This window comes from Bradyrhizobium sp. USDA 372 (assembly GCF_053629095.1).
The window spans coordinates 1,887,007-1,905,300 of sequence record NZ_JBRJHR010000001.1 but is presented as its reverse complement, the minus strand read 5'-3'; the positions used below and the strand labels follow the sequence as shown (position 1 = coordinate 1,905,300).

At 63.3% G+C, this 18,294-nt stretch carries 16 protein-coding genes; 11 read left to right on the top strand and 5 right to left on the bottom strand.

The genetic code is table 11. From position 1 onward, the window contains the following. Positions 1–19: 19 nt before the first annotated feature. The 3 genes from AB7M16_RS09290 to AB7M16_RS09280 all read right to left on the bottom strand — a co-directional run bounded on the left by AB7M16_RS09290 (position 20) and on the right by AB7M16_RS09280 (position 2,678). Positions 20–1,225 (bottom strand): NAD(P)/FAD-dependent oxidoreductase, encoded by a 1,206-nt coding sequence (locus AB7M16_RS09290; RefSeq protein ID WP_453943720.1) that lies wholly within the window; start codon positions 1,223–1,225, stop codon positions 20–22. Between the two features lie 123 nt (positions 1,226–1,348). Further along, positions 1,349–1,621 carry a hypothetical protein gene (locus AB7M16_RS09285; protein WP_260380152.1) on the bottom strand — a complete coding sequence of 91 codons (273 nt, stop codon included), beginning with the start codon at positions 1,619–1,621 and terminating at the stop codon, positions 1,349–1,351. Positions 1,622–1,718: 97 nt separating this feature from the next. After that, the gene (locus AB7M16_RS09280) at positions 1,719–2,678 is read right to left on the bottom strand and encodes a helix-turn-helix domain-containing protein (protein ID WP_453943719.1); all 960 of its coding nucleotides are present in this window, start codon (positions 2,676–2,678) and stop codon (positions 1,719–1,721) included. A gap of 305 nt (positions 2,679–2,983) precedes the next feature. Here AB7M16_RS09280 and AB7M16_RS09275 point away from each other — a divergent pair, with 305 nt between their 5' ends. From AB7M16_RS09275 to AB7M16_RS09265, 3 genes are all read left to right on the top strand, one after another. Beyond that, positions 2,984–3,151, top strand: a complete 168-nt coding sequence (locus AB7M16_RS09275; protein WP_172785547.1) for a hypothetical protein — start codon at positions 2,984–2,986, stop codon at positions 3,149–3,151. Between the two features lie 61 nt (positions 3,152–3,212). Next, positions 3,213–3,620: a hypothetical protein gene (locus tag AB7M16_RS09270; RefSeq protein ID WP_453943718.1), complete on the top strand. Its 408-nt coding sequence runs from the start codon at positions 3,213–3,215 to the stop codon at positions 3,618–3,620. Positions 3,621–4,057: 437 nt separating this feature from the next. Continuing rightward, the gene (locus AB7M16_RS09265; protein ID WP_453943717.1) at positions 4,058–7,489 is read left to right on the top strand and encodes a patatin-like protein; all 3,432 of its coding nucleotides are present in this window, start codon (positions 4,058–4,060) and stop codon (positions 7,487–7,489) included. A gap of 73 nt (positions 7,490–7,562) precedes the next feature. Here AB7M16_RS09265 and AB7M16_RS09260 read toward each other — a convergent pair whose 3' ends face one another. Next, positions 7,563–8,243 (bottom strand): GntR family transcriptional regulator, encoded by a 681-nt coding sequence (locus AB7M16_RS09260; RefSeq protein WP_246570757.1) that lies wholly within the window; start codon positions 8,241–8,243, stop codon positions 7,563–7,565. Between the two features lie 135 nt (positions 8,244–8,378). On the opposite strand from AB7M16_RS09260, the gene AB7M16_RS09255 reads away from it, so the two are divergent. The 4 genes from AB7M16_RS09255 (at position 8,379) to AB7M16_RS09240 (ending at position 12,796) form a co-directional block, all read left to right on the top strand. After that, positions 8,379–9,278 carry a VOC family protein gene (locus AB7M16_RS09255; protein ID WP_453943716.1) on the top strand — a complete coding sequence of 300 codons (900 nt, stop codon included), beginning with the start codon at positions 8,379–8,381 and terminating at the stop codon, positions 9,276–9,278. Continuing rightward, the gene (locus tag AB7M16_RS09250) at positions 9,275–10,891 is read left to right on the top strand and encodes a bifunctional 3-(3-hydroxy-phenyl)propionate/3-hydroxycinnamic acid hydroxylase (protein WP_453943715.1); all 1,617 of its coding nucleotides are present in this window, start codon (positions 9,275–9,277) and stop codon (positions 10,889–10,891) included. The genes AB7M16_RS09255 and AB7M16_RS09250 overlap by 4 nt, the downstream gene beginning before the upstream one ends. Beyond that, positions 10,888–11,733 (top strand): fumarylacetoacetate hydrolase family protein, encoded by an 846-nt coding sequence (locus tag AB7M16_RS09245; RefSeq protein ID WP_453943714.1) that lies wholly within the window; start codon positions 10,888–10,890, stop codon positions 11,731–11,733. The genes AB7M16_RS09250 and AB7M16_RS09245 overlap by 4 nt, the downstream gene beginning before the upstream one ends. Positions 11,734–11,818: 85 nt before the next feature. Beyond that, a complete protein-coding gene (locus tag AB7M16_RS09240; RefSeq protein ID WP_453943713.1) occupies positions 11,819–12,796 on the top strand; it encodes a Bug family tripartite tricarboxylate transporter substrate binding protein in 978 nt (325 codons plus the stop codon). A gap of 169 nt (positions 12,797–12,965) precedes the next feature. Here AB7M16_RS09240 and AB7M16_RS09235 read toward each other — a convergent pair whose 3' ends face one another. Then, positions 12,966–13,538, bottom strand: a complete 573-nt coding sequence (locus tag AB7M16_RS09235) for a YybH family protein (protein WP_453943712.1) — start codon at positions 13,536–13,538, stop codon at positions 12,966–12,968. An 82-nt stretch (positions 13,539–13,620) separates the two neighbouring features. Here AB7M16_RS09235 and AB7M16_RS09230 point away from each other — a divergent pair, with 82 nt between their 5' ends. The 4 genes from AB7M16_RS09230 to AB7M16_RS09215 all read left to right on the top strand — a co-directional run bounded on the left by AB7M16_RS09230 (position 13,621) and on the right by AB7M16_RS09215 (position 18,225). Beyond that, a complete protein-coding gene (locus AB7M16_RS09230; RefSeq protein ID WP_453943711.1) occupies positions 13,621–14,574 on the top strand; it encodes a LysR family transcriptional regulator in 954 nt (317 codons plus the stop codon). 75 nt (positions 14,575–14,649) lie between these two features. Then, a complete protein-coding gene (locus AB7M16_RS09225) occupies positions 14,650–16,113 on the top strand; it encodes a GH1 family beta-glucosidase (protein ID WP_453943710.1) in 1,464 nt (487 codons plus the stop codon). Positions 16,114–16,345: 232 nt separating this feature from the next. Then, entirely contained in the window at positions 16,346–17,578 is a 1,233-nt protein-coding gene (locus tag AB7M16_RS09220) for an acetyl-CoA C-acetyltransferase (protein ID WP_260380141.1), read from the top strand. Positions 17,579–17,922: 344 nt separating this feature from the next. Continuing rightward, a complete protein-coding gene (locus AB7M16_RS09215) occupies positions 17,923–18,225 on the top strand; it encodes an HU family DNA-binding protein (protein ID WP_018320691.1) in 303 nt (100 codons plus the stop codon). The last annotated feature ends 69 nt before the right edge of the window (positions 18,226–18,294 follow it).

The window sequence follows — 18,294 nt, the reverse complement described above, 5'->3', positions numbered from 1 at the left end:
GCCGTCATGGTGTCGTGCGTTAGAGGCTGGTCACGCGTTCCGGATCGGCCGATGCGAGCGCGGCGGCGCGTTCGGCCTTCGGCGGATAAATCCAGACGGTGTTGATCTCCCGCTTCGTCTTCTTGGCGACGTCGCCGACCATCTCGACCTTGCGCTCCCAGCCGCGCGTGAACAGTGCGCCGGCTTCGCCGAGATCGAGACAGGTGACGTAGGCCCTCTGGTGGTACGGCCTGGTCGGAACGCCGAGCAGCTCGGCGGCGGCATTGTTGCCGGCAAAGGCGCCCATCCGCGTGGCGTGCTGGCACGACATCAGCGCGTAATTGCCCTCGTCGTCGCAGGCGGCACGGGCCGCATCGCCGGTTGCGAAGACGCCCTCGACGCCTGGCACCCGCAAACAGGGGTCGACCAGCAACCGGCCGAAATTGTCGCGCTCGGCGGGAATCTGGCTCGTCAAAGGGGCCGCACGAATCCCCGCCGCCCAGATCACGGTCTCGGTTTCGATGTGTTCACCGTTGGACAAGGTCACGCCGGACGCATCGAGCGAGGCCACCCCGGCGCCGAGGCGGGTTTCCACGCCGAGCTTCTGGAGTGCGCTCTCGATGACCGGCCGCGGACCTTCGCCCATGTCGGGTGCAATCGCGCTGTTGCGCTCGACGATGATGACGCGGGTCTTTGCATCCGGTCCGAGGACGGCGCGAAGCCGCGCCGGCATTTCGGTGGCCGCCTCGATGCCGGTGAAGCCGCCGCCGGCGACGACGACCGTGTCGCGTCCGTTCACGGCCGGCCGCTTGGCGAGGCCATGAAGATGCCTGTCGAGCGCAATCGCATCGTCGAGCGAATCGACGCTGAAGCCGTGCTCGGCGAGGCCCGGAATGTTCGGGCGGAACAGCCGGCTGCCGGTGGCGACCACGAGGCGATCGTAAGTGAGCATCTTCTTGGTGCCCTTCGCCGTGGCGATCCTCACTATGCGGGATTGGGTTTCCACCGTGTCGACGCTGCCCTGAACATAGGTGACGTCGATCGCCTTGAGCACATCGAGCAGCGGTGCCGTCAAGGTTTCGGGATGTTGTTCGTATAGCCGCGGGCGGACGACCAGCGTCGGCTCGGGCCCGACCAGCGCGATTTCGAGTTCGTCGGGCGAGACTCCCTGGATGTCACGCAGGCGGGCAGCGGATAGAGCGGCATACATGCCGGCGAAGCCGGCGCCGATGATGACTAGTCGCATTGGTGGTCTCCTCTGGTTGATCTTCCTGGACACGACGGCGCGTTGCCGCCGCGGCTACGGGTTCGCGGCAGGCTCTGTTGCGGTCAGCAACGGCGCCAAGGGTTGAAGCGGACTTGCGCGCGCTTAATGGAAGGGGCAGCTGGACGACTGCGAGCTCCGCGGCCAGCCCTGACGAAAGACGATGGAGGGCGGCTTGCGGCCCCAGTCCTGATGGAGAAGGCGGGGCCCGTCCCCGGTCACGACAGACAGCGCCGGATGAGCGCGTTGTATGTCGGCCTCGTCACCGGCGGCTGAAGTGAAGCGGACAGTCAGCGAAAGGCCGTACACGATTGCGGTCGCCAGACCCTTGCGTGATGAAGTGGTTGCCAGCCGCTGGACGACATCTTTCCAGATCATCATCTGTCTCCGTCGTGGGATTGGACATGATGATGGTCTAACCGATCGGGTGTGCCGCTGCCCCAGCGCGATTGCTGTCGCTATCGAGCGATTGCTGCTAGCGCATGCGCCTGCGCCAATCGCTCGGCGTCTCGCCGGTCAGCTTCCTGAACGCCGCCGCGAACGCCGTCTGCGAGGAATAGCCGAGCGCGGCAGCGATCGAGACGATCGGCTCGTCGCTCTCCCGCAGCTTGTGCATGGCCTGCTCGAGCCGGTGTTGGCGCAGCCAGGCATGGGGCGAGAGCCCGGTGCTCTCCTTGAAGGCGCGGCAGAAGTGGAAGCGCGAGAGGCCGGCATCGGATGCCAGCGCATCGAGCGAGACGTCCGCATCGCCGTCCGAGCGCAACCGTTCGACCGCGCGGAGCAGGACCTTCGGCGCCAGCCCGCCCATGGCCGGTTGGAACGTGGCCCGCGTGCCCGTGTGCGCCGCCAGGACGCGGGTGGCGAGAAGATCCGTCACCTGATGCCGGAACAGCGAATCCAGGACCCCGTTGCCTTCGAGTGCATCCGCTGCGCTCAACAGCAGTCTCGATGTGATGGGGTCAGGGTGCGCCGTCCGCTCCAGCAGGTCGGTCGCCCCTGCGATTCCGGCTTCGCCGGCGACGCGCTTCAGTGTCGCATTCGGAAGGTAGAGCTGAACGACATCGACCGGCTTCGGAATGTCCCATCGGGAGCTCGATCCTTCCGGAATGATGATCACGACTCCGGGGCGAAACGTCCCGATCGAAACCGATTTTCCCGTCCGGCGCTCCATGCGCTGTATCACGCCGTTATACGCCATGATCACGTGGTGGCTCATGGGCTCGACGACGTCGTGCAATGGGTCGTGATTCCAGTGCGCGATGCCGGCGCCGGAGGCGTCCAAGGCCATGCGGGTCGGTTCGGTCCTGAGCACCCGCGCCATCTCCGATCCGGCGGCGCGCCGCTCGGAAATCGCGACATCGGCGGGGTGTGCGCCAGGGACGGGTGGCCGGCCATTGGGCGAGGGATTGTGCCTGGATGCGGTGCTCCCGGTCATTGCGTGGCTCCTTCCGATCGCCTGCTGCCTGAGATCAGGGGCCCGTACTTGTACGGGTTGGCGCGGGTTCTATGCGGGGCCGAGGCACCGGGTCTTGCCCGAAACGGTTGTGCTTTGCCTGATCCTGCTCCAGCCGAGCGCGGTTTCAAAGGCACGCTGGATGACGGCGGGCGATCGTTGCAGGCCCGCGGGCGAAGGTCGGCGGCGCGGGCCTCTTAACCGGTCAGAAACCATAGCAAATGATCTGAAAACTTTAACGAAACTGCTTGATCGTCTGTGCGTCGATGTGTCGGAGGGCCCGTCCGATGACAGAGCACCAGTTGAGAGAGCAGGAATTTTTGATCGCGCGATACCGGCATCTGGAGCGCGAGGTGACCGACCCGCTTGCCGTGCATCTGCTTCACAGCATCATCGAGGAGCTCGAGGCCGAGCTGCGCAAGGAAAGACCGGATTGGCACGGGCCCGGTCATTAACCGTTTGTTGGCGCTAATGGTGCCAATTGTCGGCGTGGGAATACCAGGGGAGGCTGCTCCCATGTTGAAGGACGGCACCTACGCGGCTTGGTACAAGACGCCGATCGACCAGGGTACCGGGATCGTCCATGTCGCAGACGGCCAGATCTGGGGCCGTGACAGCCTGATGACCTATCACGGCACCTGCCAGATCGATGGAGATCGCTTCACCGCTATCGTGTCGACGAGGCGCCATACCGACGGTCGCGCCACCGTGTTCGGCAACGATGACGAGCTGACGCTGACGATCGAAGGAAGCTGCCCTGGCAGGATCGCGACCTACACCGCGACGGCACCTCAGGCGCCGGGCATGATCCTCCACGGAACGCTCATCCGCACGGAACAACAGCCGCCCGCACCTGAAGCACCAGGGCAGATGCCGGCATTCAATCCCGACAAGCTGCCGAAATTGCCGAAGCGCTTGCGCTGAACGAGGGGCCGCCGCGCCGGTCCGCATTGTACGTGCTGCTTCTTCGGCCCAGCCATGACGATCGTGAACTCCGATCCGGCACCGCCGCGTGCCAACGGTCGGGCAAATTGTCTCAGGCAGGTTCAGCGGAAATTGTCGCAATCAGGCCTGGATAGGCTTGTATCAATGGTTGCCGATAGATCATAATACAGCCGTTGCGATGGGTGGCAGGTTCGTACGAGGACCAAGCCACGCCGGTTCGATTTTGCGTCCATATGTTTCGATCGTGATTTCGAGGGCATGACCTCGATGGTGTGCGTGCAGGAGCCCGGCGCAATTTCAGTGGCGTCGTGGCAAGGGCACAATGAGCTGCTGACCGATTAGCGGGAACGTTGCGAGCCGCCATGGGTGGCCTCGCTTCGACGAATTGCGTGAAGATTTTTTGAACGAGGCGGGCGATGGAAGTTGCTGCGGCTTGTCACCCCAGGGTGGGGGATAATCTCTATTCGCGGGAGATCCGCTTCGGCATCGTGATGTATGGTGGCGTTTCGCTCGCGATCTACATCAACGGAGTTACGAATGAGCTCTACGAGATGGCGTGCGCGACGCCGAAGGAGCATGACGACCTGAATCTTCGCGGGACGCGCGAGGTCTACCGAAAGGCGTCATGGCTGTTGCGCGACGAGAACTTGCGCGCCCGCTATCTCGAGCATCTGAACATCGGCGGGCGTGACCCGTTCGCCGACATGGCCACTCTGCCGACTGGGCAACGCACACGCTTCGTGGTGGATTCGCTCGCGGGCACCTCCGCTGGCGGCATCAACGGCATTTTCCTCGCAAAAGCTCTCGTCAGCGGACAGAAGTTCGCTCCATTGAAGACGTTGTGGATCGAGGAGGGCGATATCAATCGTCTGCTCAACGACAACGCCTCCTACGAGGGGCTGGAGTTCGCCAAGACCGGTTCTGCGCCGCAGTCGCTCCTGAACAGCGATCGGATGTACGTCAAGCTTCTCGATGCCTTCGAGAAAATGGAGAAGGAGAGAGAGGGGAGGGTCGCGCCGACGGCTAGGGGCGAGTCTCAACTGGTCGACGAACTGGATCTGTACGTCACGACGACGGACATTCGAGGCGCAGTCGTGCCGTTGCGGCTGTTCGACAAGGTCGTCTATGAGCAGCGCTACAAGCAGGTCTATCACTTCCAATATGCCGCCGGGGGCGAGAACCATTTCACCGAAAGTTTCGCCCCGTTCCTTGCGTTTGCGGCGCGTTGCACGTCATCCTTCCCATTCGCATTCGAACCGATGTCCGTATCCGACGCGCAGCGCTTGTGCGACGCGCGCCAGACCGTCGGGAGCGTGAATTTCGACGCCTGGAAGCCGTTCTTCACGGGGCTGTCGATCGCGGACCTGGACGGTGACGGTTGGCGCAAGCGCGCGTTCGGCGACGGAGGCTATCTCGACAACAAGCCGTTCAGCTACGTCGTCGATGCGCTGTCATGGCGACTCGGCAGCCTACCGATGGAACGCAAGCTGATCTATGTCGAGCCGACCCCCGCTCATCCCGAGACCGAGCAGGGAAGCGCGAGCCAAAAACCCGATGCGCTCGCCAATGCGCTCTCGGCCATGCTGACAATCCCGCAGGATGAGACGATCCGCGAGGACATCGAAGCGGTGTTGGCGCGCAACAGGCGCATCGAGCGGGTCGAGCGGATTGTGCGTCAGGTCGAAGTCGACATCGAAGCGCGCAACGATGACCCCTTCGCGCGCATCGTGCTCGACGGGGACGGCAAGGTGCCTGCCTGGCGGTCGCGCGACATGCGCCATATGGTCGATTATTACGGCGTCGCGTTTCTGCCATACCGTCATCTCCGGCTGATGACCGTCACGGACGATATCGCCGATCGATTGGCCGTCTGGTGGGGCATCGACCGCCGCTCCGACCAATTTTACGCGTTGCGCGCGTTGGCGCGAGCCTGGCGCGAGGAGAATTTCTACGAATACGAGAAAGACGCCAAGGGTCGTACCGAGTCGGTCAACGCCTTTCTGGACGATTACGACGTCAAGTATCGGCTCAGGCGCACCGGGTTTATCCTGCGCAAGGTGCATCAGCTTCGAAGTCTTTTCATCAAGCCGGAGCTGCCTGGCGCCGGGAACGCCTGGTCGGATGCTGAAACACATCTCATGGAACGGTGGGACAGGCACGTGTCCCATCGGCGAATGGACACGCTGGCGCTCCTCGCTGCGTTGAACAGCCTCGCCGGCGGGCTCGGAGAAGCCATCGCCCAGCTCCGTTGCGTGACCTGGCAGTTGAAGCCCCCGGAGAACGGGTGCAGGTCGGCATGTCATGAAGAATTGATCCAGACCCTTCGTGTGATTCTTGGCCAGAAGCCGGATCCCAAATTGAAGGCGTTGACGACCAAGTCCGGTACGCCCGTGCCGCTTCCGAGCGACCTGCCGCCTCCGAGTCCGCTGCGGACGCTTCAGGAGAACGTCTTCGCCAACGCCAAGATGCTCTTCCAATATACGAGGGCCGTCGAGACGCAGCTTCAGGTCGCGCTCGAGGGCGACATTCGCGCGTTGAAAGACGGTTACGCGCCGGTGATCGGCATGGCGCCGCGCGGCCAGATGCCGCTTCCCCAGGCCCTGCTTGGAAACCCGGAGCTTCATGCCTGCGAGGAGAGCGACGAAGGCGGCCCCAAGGTCCGCGTCGCGGTCGCCAAGGTGGCCTTGCCAGAGGACGTCGATGCGCTCAACACCCCGGAGGGGACGGCGCTCCGCGAATTCCTGGCCGAATATTTCATGAGGTTCGACGAGTACGATCAGGCGAGCTTCCCGCTCTACTACGATACAGGTACCGGCGAGCCTTCGACCGTCGAGATCGTTCGGGTCAGCCCGGAGGATGCCACCAGCCTGATCGACGAACGCAATGGCCTGCGACACAAGCTCGCCGGCGTTGCCGTGCTCCACTTCGGCGCCTTTCTCGACGAGCAGTGGCGGCGCAACGACATCATGTGGGGCCGGCTGGACGGTTGCGAGCGGATACTGGCAACCCTGTTTCCTGCCGCCGAGGACAAGGTGATCAGAGACGCTCTCCTCAAGGAGGCGCAATGTACGATCATACGCGAGGAGATGAAGCCGGATAGTTACGACCAATTGGTTGACGGCTTCACAAAGGCGCTGGCGGAGCAGAAGAATGAAACGCTCGAAGGCGCCTTCGATGCCTTATGGCAAAAACTGGCGCTGACCGCGGGCGGTCAGCGCCGCACGCAGATCGCTCAGGCGCTGAAAGAGGTGCTGGGCGACCAGGGCATGCTCAACTATGTGCGCGAGTACTACAGCGTCAACCGCAGGCCCAGCACCGAGGTCGCGCTGCGGACCGGCTCACGCGCCTTGACCATTACCGGACAGATCCTCGAGCAGGCGGAACAGCACCGTCGGGGACAGCGAAGCTGGATGATGTGGGTCACAAGGGCCGGTCGCGCGGTTCAGACCCTGCTCACGATCTCGACGCCGGGCAGCCTTGGTCGAGCCGTGTTCTGCTACTGGCTCGGGCTGCTGTACGTTGTGGAATTCCTGTTCTTCGGCATTACCGCGTTGATCGGGGCGTCGGGTGCTCGCAATGTCAGCCTGATTGCTTTGGCGATCACGGCGGCCGTTCACCTGTCGATCACGATGCTGGGAGACTTCATCGCTCGGCAGGAAAAGTGGGCCAGGTGGGTGCGGTTGATCAAGGGAGGCACCCTCGGACTTGCCGTCATGGCCGGCCTGCTCATCTTCTTCGGCGTGATGGCGTTTGCCAATGGCGGTTTCGCCGGAATCAATTGTCCGGACGGACATAACGTGTTCGGCTCAGCCTTCGATCTGTTCTGTAGACCGAAGACCGGTTCATGATCCTGATGCACGCCGCGTGATCCGTTGCCGAAGCGCTCGCGCTGAACGAGGGAGCCATGTCCCTGATGCGAAGCTACGCCAGCAATCCGTCGAGATCGGAATAGATGACGTCGGCCGTACGCTGATAGTGCTGCTGAAGCAGATGCACGGCCCGCTCACTGTCCCTGCCGAGAACCGCCTGAAGGATATCGGTGTGCTCGGCACCGACCTTGCGTGCCGGATAGGCCTTCGCAATCGACATCATGCGATACCGATAGAGCCGGTCGGCGAGTTGCTCGCAGAAGCCGAGCAGCGGCCGTGAGCCGCAAAGACCGATCAGCGTCGTGTGGAAGGCACGGTGCACCTTCTCCCAATCCGGATTGTCCTCGAACGTGTCGTGCTTGAGCGAGCGCGCCGTACGATCAAGCCTGTGATGCGCAACCAGCAGAGCCTCTTCCCAGGTCTGGGTCGCATTCTGCATGGACTCGCGGAGCGCCAGGCCTTCCACCCAGCATCGCGTCTTGGTCAGCTCCTGCAACTCCTCCTTGCTGACCTCCTTCACGTAGAAGCCGCGTTGCTCCATGCCGACGACGAACTCTTCGCTGGTCAGGCGGTTGAGCGCCTCGCGCAGCGGGGTCTGCCCGACATTGTACTGCTCCATCAGGAAGCGCGACTGGAGTTTGCGACCGGGCTCGAGCCGCGTCGTCAGGATGTCGGCCTTGAGGCGTGCGTAGATCGTGGTGGCCAGCGTGGCCGGTTGGCCGTCAGTGCTCATGGGCATCCCATCAGAATCTCCAGCACTTATGTACATTAGCACGGCTCGCGCCAATTATTTATAAATTTTTGCTTTACCTGGAACTTTATACATATTAAGGAGGGAGACGTTCGCGTTCCTTGGTAAGGAAGCCCAATGTCCGCCTTTCCGGTAACGGCCCTGCGCAGCGTCGAAATCACGACGCCGCAGCTTGCCGGCTCGGTCGAGTTCTACAGCAAGGTCTGGGGCCTCGACGTCGCGGCGGAAGCGGGCGACACGGTGTACCTTGCCGCGACGGGCAGCGACTTCCACGTCCTCGAGCTCACGCCGGGCGAGACGACGTCACTCCGCAAGATCAGCTTCCGCACCCGCTCGCACGACGATCTGCACCACTTGTTCGGGCGTGCGCGGCAGGCCGGCTGTGAGATGATCAGCTCACCCGCGCCGTCGCCTGCGCCGTCAGGCGGGACAAGTTTCGTGGTTCGCGAAGCGCAGGGATGCGTCATCGAGTTCGTTCATGGCGACCGTACCAAGCCGGCGCGCGTGATCGCGGATCGCCCCGAGCGGCTGGCGCATGTCAACATCAACAGCGCCGGCATTGAAAAGCTTTCGGCCTTCTACCAGGAGACCTTGGGATTCCGGCTGTCGGATCGATCCAAGCTGATGGCGTTCCTGTGCTGCAACAGCGATCACCACGCGGTCGTGCTTGCGGAGGCTCCTCGCAACGGCCTCAATCACGTGGCTTTCCTCATGCCTGATCTCGAGTCCGTCATGCGTGCCTCCGGCCGCATGATCGATCATGGCTATCCGATCGGCTGGGGCGTTGGCCGCCACGGTCCGGGCGACAACGTGTTCGCCTATTTCGTCGATCCGGCTGGTAGCGTCATTGAATACACGGCCGAAGTCTTGCAGATCGACGACAGCTACGTCGCGAAGGGGCCGAGCGATTGGGTCTGGCCTCCGGGACGAACCGATCAATGGGGCATCGCTCCGCCCAAGTCTGACGCCTGCAAAACGGCGCAGATCGCCGTTCCCTTCGCGACGGCGCGCACATGACGGATACGGCCGGCGCCATCGACTACGACGTGCTCGTCGTCGGCTTCGGGCCGACCGGCGCCGTTGCCGCAGGCCTGCTCGGCGGCCTTGGTCATCGCACGCTGGTCATTGACCGGCTGACCGATGTGTATGACAAGCCGCGCGCGATCGCGCTCGATCACGAGATTTTCCGTCACTTCGACAATATGGGCCTCACTGATGCGATCTCGCCCCATATCGAGCCTTTCACCGCATCGGAGCATTTTGGCGTCGACGGCCAGCTGATCCGGCGAATCGACATGGTCGCAAAGCCCTATCCGCTTGGCTACACGCCGAGCATGGTGTTCAGCCAGCCCGCGGTCGAGGCCGAACTGCGCTGCCACGCGACCAGTTTTTCCAACGTGCGGGTAGAGCTCGGGGTCGAGCTGCTCGGTCTCGTGCAAACGCCCGATCGCGTCGAAGCATGCCTGAAGAACAGCGATGGACAGCACCGCTCCGTGACGGCGCACTACGTAGTCGGCTGCGACGGCGCATCGAGCACCGTGCGTCAGATCGCAGATCTCGCGCTTGAGGACCTCATCTTCGATGAACCCTGGCTGGTGGTCGACATCCGCGTGAACGAAGACGCGCTTGCCCGACTGCCGCAATGTTCCGCGCAGTTCTGCTATCCGGCGCGCCCTGTGAGCTTCCTGATCGGCCCGAAGAAGCACCGCCGCTGGGAGATCATGCTGCTGCCAGGCGAAGACGCGCGGCAGATGGAGCGGCCCGACAATGTCTGGAAGCTGCTCGCGCCATGGCTCACGCCGCATGACGGAGAATTGTGGCGGGCCGCCTCCTATCGTTTCCACGCCCTCGTCGCCGCCGAGTGGCGCAACGGCAGGATCCTGATCGCCGGCGATGCTGCGCATCAGCAGCCTCCCTTCATCGGCCAGGGTATGTGCCAGGGCCTGCGCGACGCCACGAACCTGGTCTGGAAGCTGGATCATGTGCTCAAGGGCGTCTCCTCCGACAGTCTGCTCGACAGCTACACGGTCGAACGCAAGCAGCACGTCATCGAGCTGACCGGCAAGATCAAGGCGATCGGCCAGTCGATCTGCGAACGCGATGCGGCAGCGGCCCGGCGGCGGGATGCGCAAATCCTCGCCGACGGCGGCGGCAAGCCGCTGCTGCTGACGCGGCAGGAAATCATTCCGCCGCTCCGCGCGGGATGCCTGTCACAGCACGAGATGCCCGCACGTGGCACTCTGTTTCCGCAGCCGCGCATCGCGAGCGGCCCTACCGCTCGCTTGCTGGACGATGTGACCGGGACCGGCTGGCGCGTGTTGATCGACGGCCGCAGCGATGATGCCGCTTCCATGCTCTCGCTCTGTGCCACGCGCCCGGACGTATCGGCAGCGGCAGTCGCGCCTGCCGGCGCGGGTCTGCCAAATGCGCTTGAAGAGACCGAGGGCGTGCTCGCGAACTGGTTCGACCGCCACGGTGTCGTCGCTGCGATCGTGCGACCAGACCATTACGTTTTCGGAACCGTGCGCAATGCCTCCGAGCTAGGCGATCTCCTGCGCGAGATCGAGTTGCGTCGTCGCGACGTCCGAGCAAGACAAGATTCCCGATCTGACATGGAGAGAATACCGTGAAGCTTGCCACCGTGGCGATCGACGGCCGCACCACCTGGGGCATTGTCGAAGGCGAAACCTTTTTCGATGTCGGCGCTGCACTCAAAGCGCGCTATGCCGATCTCAAGGCCGCTATCGGCGCCGACTTCGCCGGCGTTGCGGACGCAAAGACCTCCGTCGCCGGCGTTCCGATCTCAACGGTCACCTGGCTGCCGGTCGTCCCGAACCCGGACAAGATCCTGTGCGTGGGCCTGAACTACGAGACCCACCGCAAGGAGACCGGCCGCGCTGAGGTCGATCACCCCACCATTTTCTCGCGCTATGCCAACAGCCAGACCGGACATTTGCAGCCCATCGTGCGGCCGCGCGTCTCGACTGATCTCGATTTCGAAGGCGAACTCGCGGTCATCATCGGCAAGGCGGGACGTTACATCTCCCGCGCGGATGCCATGGATCATGTCGCGGGATACTCCTGCTACAATGACGGCAGCATCCGCGATTTCCAGCGTCACACCCATCAATTCACGCCGGGCAAGAATTTTCCGGATACCGGCGCGTTCGGGCCCTGGATGATGACGCCGGACGAGCTCGGCCCGCTCGGAGAGCTCAAGCTCCAGACCCGCCTCAACGGGCAAGTCATGCAGGAAGCGCTGATCAAGCAGATGATCTTCGATATCCCGCGTCAGATCGAATACTGCTCCACGTTTACGCGCCTCGAGCCCGGGGATGTCATCGTCAGCGGAACGCCGGGGGGTGTCGGTGCGCGGCGCGAGCCGCCGCTCTGGATGAAGCCTGGCGATGTCGTCGAGATCGAGGTCGAACGCCTCGGCGTGCTCAGGAATGTCGTCACAGACGAAACCTGATCGAGCGATTGCTGCCGCCGACGGCTGCGGCGTGCGAACGACCAAAAATGGCCCGCAAAGCGGGATCTCCAGGGAGGAACGCCCCATGTCCGGATTATCCCGTCGTCTGCTGCTCGCCGGCGTTGCGCTTTGCTGCTCTCTTCCGGCCTTCGCGCAGTCGTGGCCGCAGCGGCCCGTGACCGTCGTCGTGCCTCAGCCGGCGGGCAACAGCCCCGACGTGATGTGTCGCCTCATCACCGAAAAACTCTCGCGGACCTTCGGGCAGCAGTTCGTCGTCGAGAATCGTCCGGGTGCCGCAAACCTTGTCGGCACACAGGCGGTCGCCCGTGCGGCTCCGGATGGCTACACGTTCCTGTTCGCCACATCGGCGGCGCTCGTCACCAATCCCTACACGTTCAAGAAGCTCCCCTATGATCCCGTGAAAGACTTCATCCCGGTCGCGATGGTGGCCAAAAGCAACCACGTCCTTCTCGTCAATCCCGAGGTGAAGGCCAATACGCTGCCGGAATTGATCAAGCTGGAAAAATCGGCACCGGGTTCGCTAAGCCTCGCCGTCGACGGTGCGCGCAACCTCTCGGGCCTGATCGCTCAAGCCATCAACAAGAGCGCCGGGACCGGTTTTGTCCTCATCCCCTACAACACGACCACGAATGCGGTGCAGGACGCCATTTCAGGACGTATCCAGGTGACGATCCAGTCGGCATCGATCGCCGAGGCCTTCATCAAGGCGGGTACGCTGCGACCTGTTGCCGTTGCAGGTTCCAAACGGATCGACTCCCTGCCGGACGTTCCCGCGATTGCGGAGATGCTGCAAAGCGTCGATCTCCAGGGCTGGTTCATGTTCATGGCCCCGGCCGATACTCCCGCTGACATCGTCGCGAAACTGAGCGCCGAGATTGCGCGCGCCCTGGAATCGTCCGATGTGCGCGAGCGCGCGCCGACCCTCGGCTTCGATGTCCGTGTCGGCGATGCCGTGACGGCGGCAGGCGCCAAGCGCTTCCTCGACGACCAGCTCGTCTCGTCCGGCAAGATCATCCAGGGGCTCGGCATCGAGCCTGAATAGCGCCTGGGAGCAGGGGCGCTCTTCGGCATATTTGCATCGTCTGCCCCACTGCTTCTCAAATTCCCCGGACCCGTCATTGTACGGGCTGCAACAACCATCGCGGGGGCAGCATCACATGTCGGACAAGATCTCGCGTCAGCGCCGAATCCAGCTCATCTGCGGCGCTTCGTCATTCTTCCTCTGGCCAGCCCCGGGCGAGTATCGCCGCCTGTTTCAAGGTGATGCTTCGGACCAGCGGATCCGCATGACGGTGCACGAGTTGCCAATCCGTGCCGTCCCTGCGATAGACTTCGGTCACGCGCAGCGACCAGTCTTGGGCCGGCAACCCGCCCACCTCGGCGCGCTGGCGCTCGACCATGACGAGAACGACGAGCGCGTCCGATGCATAGGTCTGCAAAATCTCGAGTTCCGTTTTGCCTTCCCTGAAGTATCGCGATAGCGCAGCAAGGCGCTCGGGGCTGGCGTCAAATCCACGGCTTGCCGGGCCGCCGAAGGGCTGCATCAGCGTGAAATCCGGCGCAATGCCAACAAGCCTGGACCAGCGATCCATGTCGCCCCGCATGAAGGCGGCATTTTTCTGCCGAGCGCGCTCGACGAGAGCCGTTACCGCCTCGTTCTGAGCCGCCGCATCGGCCGACAGCTGAACGGACAGTGGAATTGCAGCAGTAGCGGCCATCATCGAGCGCCGCGACATCTGCTGAGAATCTGGGCGTTTGTTCGCTCCGGGCGGTCTCCTGGTCATTTCACAGCTCCTGGTCGAATGACGTGCGAGCTCATCCATGGAGCCTTGATCCCGATGAATCCACCGATATGATTTCAGCAACATGCTGAACCAAATTGATTTATCCAGGATCGACCTCAATCTCCTCGTGCTCTTCCGCGTGGTTTTGGAAGAGCGCCATGTGGCGCGCGCAGCCGCTCGGCTGAGCCTGACACCGTCGGCCGTCAGCCATGCGCTCGGCCGGCTCCGGCTTCTGCTGAACGATCCGCTGTTTCTGCGGACCCCGAAGGGCGTCGTTCCAACGGCACGGGCCTTGGAGCTAGGGGAGCCGGTGGCTGAGATCATCGCGCGCGTCGAACAGCTGTTCGGCTCGGCTACGCCGTTCGACCCCGAAAAGAGCAGCCGCAGGTTCACCATTGGCGCACCCGATGCGGTGCTGGTCTCGGCTACCGGTCCGCTGTTGCGATCGATCGCAGCTGCCGCGCCGCACATAGACATCGGGTTGATCCACCTGATGCCCGCGCCGCGCGACGGCGCGATCGGAGAGCCTTGGCAGCAATGCCTCGACATGCTGGAAAGACGCGAGCTGGACGTCGCAATGTTGCCGCTGCCTTCGGTATCACCGCGGTTCGAGGCGCGCAGCCTCTACGAGGAGGAGTTTGTGCTGGCCATGCGCAAGGGACATCGCTTGTCAAAAGCGCCAACCCATGCGGCCTTCGCGCAATCGCAACATCTGCTGGTCTCTCTCAGCGGTGAACCGCGCGGTTTCATCGACGACATGTTGGCCAAGCGCGGCCTCCAACGCCGCATCGCCTTGACGGTCCCGAATTTCATGATGGCGCTTGCCCAACTTTCCGGGTCTGACCTGATCGCAGCCTTGCCGCGCCGACTGGTGGAGCACCACGCGCGCCGTTTCGGCTTGGTGTTCGTCGAGCTGCCTTTCGCGCGCAAACCGGACACGATCCGGGCCATCGCAACCAAGGCGGCGATGAGAGACGCCGGCATTGAGTGGCTGATGCAGGTCTTGGTCGGTTCAATCGGAGCAAGTCGACGCTAGAATCCACCCGCTTCTCAAATCGCCCGGAACTGTTCATTGTGCCGGCCCGAAATGAAGAGAAGTGGAGCAGCATCGATGATGGAAAGGGTCTCGCGCCGCCGGTTTGCCACGCTGGCGGGATTGTCCGCAGCCGGGATTGCGAGTCCCCTTGAGGCGGTCGAGGCCAAGCTGAGACGGCCGCCGCGCAATGCAGGCGGCTTTCCTGCGGGCTTTCTCTGGGGTACGGCGACCTCGTCCTATCAGGTCGAGGGCGCGGTCGAGGAGGATGGGCGAGGGGCCTCGATCTGGGACAAGTTCGTCCGCATCCCCGGCAAGATCGAGGACGGCACCACCGGCGACCGCGCCAACGAGCACTATCACCGCTACAAGGAGGACATCGCCCTCATCAAGGAGCTCGGCTGCAAGGCCTATCGCTTCTCGGTGGCCTGGCCGCGGCTGTTTCCCGACGGCGACGGCAAGCCCAATCCGAAAGGGCTCGACTTCTACCATCGTCTGGTCGACGAGCTCCTGAAGAACGGCATCGAGCCGTGGCTGACCCTTTATCATTGGGATCTGCCGCAATCGCTCGAGGACCGTTTCGGCGGCTGGCGTTCGACCGAGACCTGCAAGATCTTCGGCGACTACGCGGCCTATGTCGCCGCGCACCTCACCGACCGGGTCAGGAACGTGTTCACGCTGAACGAGAGCGGGCGCTTCGTCTATTTCGGTTACGGCATCGGCATCGACGCGCCGGGCTTGAAGCTGCCGCAAGCCGACGTCAACCAGATCAGGCACAACAGCGCGCTGGCGCACGGGCTCGCGGTGCAGGCGGTGCGCGCCCATGGCCGCCGCGGCACCAGGGTGGGGCCGGCCGAGAACATCGATGCCTGCGCGCCTGCGTTCGACACGCCGGAAAACGTGCGCGCCGCCGAGATCGCGCTGCGCGAGATGAACGCCGGTTATCTCAACGTCATCATGACGGGGCGCTATACCGACGCCTTCCTGAAATACGCCGGATCCAACGCGCCGAAATACACCGATGCGGAGCTCAAGATCATCTCTTCGCCGGTCGACTTTCTCGGCCTGAACATCTATGCACCGCAGAACTACGTGGTGGCGTCCGACCAGGGCGCGGGCTTCAAGCCGCTGCCGATCCCGAAATCGTTCCCGCACATGAATTCGGACTGGCTGCGCGTCGGGCCCGAGACGATCTACTGGGTGCCGAAGCTGGCGGCGAAGATCTGGAAGACGGATGCGATCTATATCAGCGAGAACGGCACCTCCGGCGACGATGTGGTGTCGCCCGACGGCAAGATCTACGACACCGACCGCATCATGTATTTGCGCAACTATCTCGCCCAGCTCCAGCGCGCCACCGACGAAGGCGTGCCGGTGCGCGGCTATTTCCTCTGGAGCCTGATGGACAATTTCGAGTGGGTGTATGGCCTCAACAAGCGTTTCGGGCTGTACCACGTCAATTTCGACACCCAGGTCCGCACGGCAAAACTCAGCGCCAGCTTCTACCGCAACGTGATCGCGAAGAACGCGGCGGGGGCGTAGCTCTTCTCCCTCTCCCCGTTCTTACGGGAGAGGGCAGGGGTGAGGGGCTCTCTCCACGAGTCCATCTGTCACCGTCCTTGCTGAAGCTCCCCCTCACCCGGATTTTCCGCTGCGCGTAAAATCCGGCCTCTCCCCGCACGCGGGGAGAGGCGAAGAAGGCGCCGTGCATTGACTCCACTCTCCCGCTTATTCAAAACCGTCTTCAACACCCATAAACAAGAGGACGACGCCAATGGCTGACGCGCTGATCATCGATGCCTGCCGGACCCCGCGGGGCATCGGCAAGGCCGGCAAGGGAGCCCTGTCGGGCATTCATCCGCAGCAGCTCGGGGCAACCGTGCTGCGCGCGCTCGCCGACCGCACCGGCATCGACACTGCCGATGTCGACGACATCGTCTGGGGCTGCAGCGCGCAGGTGGCAACGCAGAGCGGCGATCTCGGCCGCATGTCGGCACTCGATGCCGGCTACGACGTGCGTGCCAGCGCGGTGACGCTCGACCGCTTCTGCGGTTCCGGCATCACCAGCGTCAACATGGCGGCATCCTCGATCATGGCCGGTGCCGAGGATCTCGTCATCGCCGGCGGCTGCGAGATGATGTCGATGGAGGGACGCCGCGGCGGCGGCCCGATGATGATGGACGGCGGCAATCTGCGCCTGCGGGCACGGCATCCGCAGTCGCATCAGGGCGTCTGCGCCGATGCGATCGCGACGCTGGAAGGCATCACCCGAAGGGACGTCGACGCGCTCGGGCTGGAGAGCCAGAAGCGAGCCGCGCATGCGATCGCGAACGGCCACTTCAAGAAGAGCCTCGTGCCGGTCCACCGCGAGGACGGCAGCCTGGCGCTGGACCACGAAGAATACCCGCGGCCGCAGACCACGATGGAAGGCCTCAGCAGCCTGAAGCCGGCATTTCCGGCGATCGCGGACTACGCGCTCGACGACAAGGGCACGACCTATCGCGGCCTGATCCTGCAAAAGTACCCTGATCTCGACATCGACTTCGTGCATCACGCTGGCAACTCCTCGGGCGTCGTCGACGGCGCCGCTGCGATCCTGCTGGCCTCGCCCGCTTACGCCAAGGCCCATGGCCTCAAAGCCCGGGCCCGCGTGGTCGCGATGGCCAACATGGGGGACTCGCCGACCCTGATGCTGAACGCACCGGGACCGGCAACGCGCAAGGTGCTGGCCAGGGCCGGCCTCACCATCGACGACATCGACCTGTTCGAGATCAACGAGGCCTTCGCCGTGGTGGCGGAAAAATATATCCGCGACCTCAAGCTCGACCGGGCCAAGGTCAACGTCAACGGCGGCTCGATCGCGCTTGGCCATCCGATCGGCGCCACCGGGTCGATCCTGATCGGCACTGTGCTGGACGAGCTCGAACGGCGCGACCTCAAGCGCGGTCTCGTCACCATGTGCGCCGCCGGCGGCATGGCGCCGGCCATCATCATCGAGCGCGTCTAGCCAGTCGCCCCTCACTTTCTCCCCGTTTTTACGGGGAGGAAGACCGGCGACCTGCGATCCGACCCTTATTTTTCAGGGTGAAACATGCGCCTGCTTTCACAAAGAGGCCGGTCGTCGCTTGTCGAAAGCGGCGAATCAGTTCTAGCAAGATGTCGTGCGGGCCTTTGAAACAAGGCAAAAACCGCTGCCCGAGGCTTCCTCCGCTCCGGAAGGTGCTAAAAAGCAGGGTTTTTTGTCACAGCAGGCCAGAAAAGCCCGTAATTTCGCGACAAAACTGTGCAGAAGGCTATAGGCCTTCAACGGTTGGTCTAATATGCAACCGGCAACGAATCAGAGGAGACACGATGCCAACCCAGATGTCCAAATCGCAGTTGATCGAAAAGATTGCGACCGCCACCGAGCTTTCCAAGCGTGACGTCAAGAACGTCATGGAGACGTTGACCGACGTCGGCCACAAGGAGCTCAAGAAGAACGGCCTGTTCCTGGTGCCGGGCTTCGCCAAGTTCGTGGTCATCAAGAAGCCCGCGACCAAGGCGCGCAAGGGCACCAACCCGTTCACGGGTGAAGAGATGATGTTCAAGGCCAAGCCGGCCCGGAAGATCGTCCGCGCCCGCCCGGTCAAGGCCGCCAAGGACGCCGTGGGCTAACAACGCAAAGGCCCCCTCGAACGAGGGGGCCTTTTGTCTGGGGCTGCCGCGAGGGCCTGAGACGGAGGG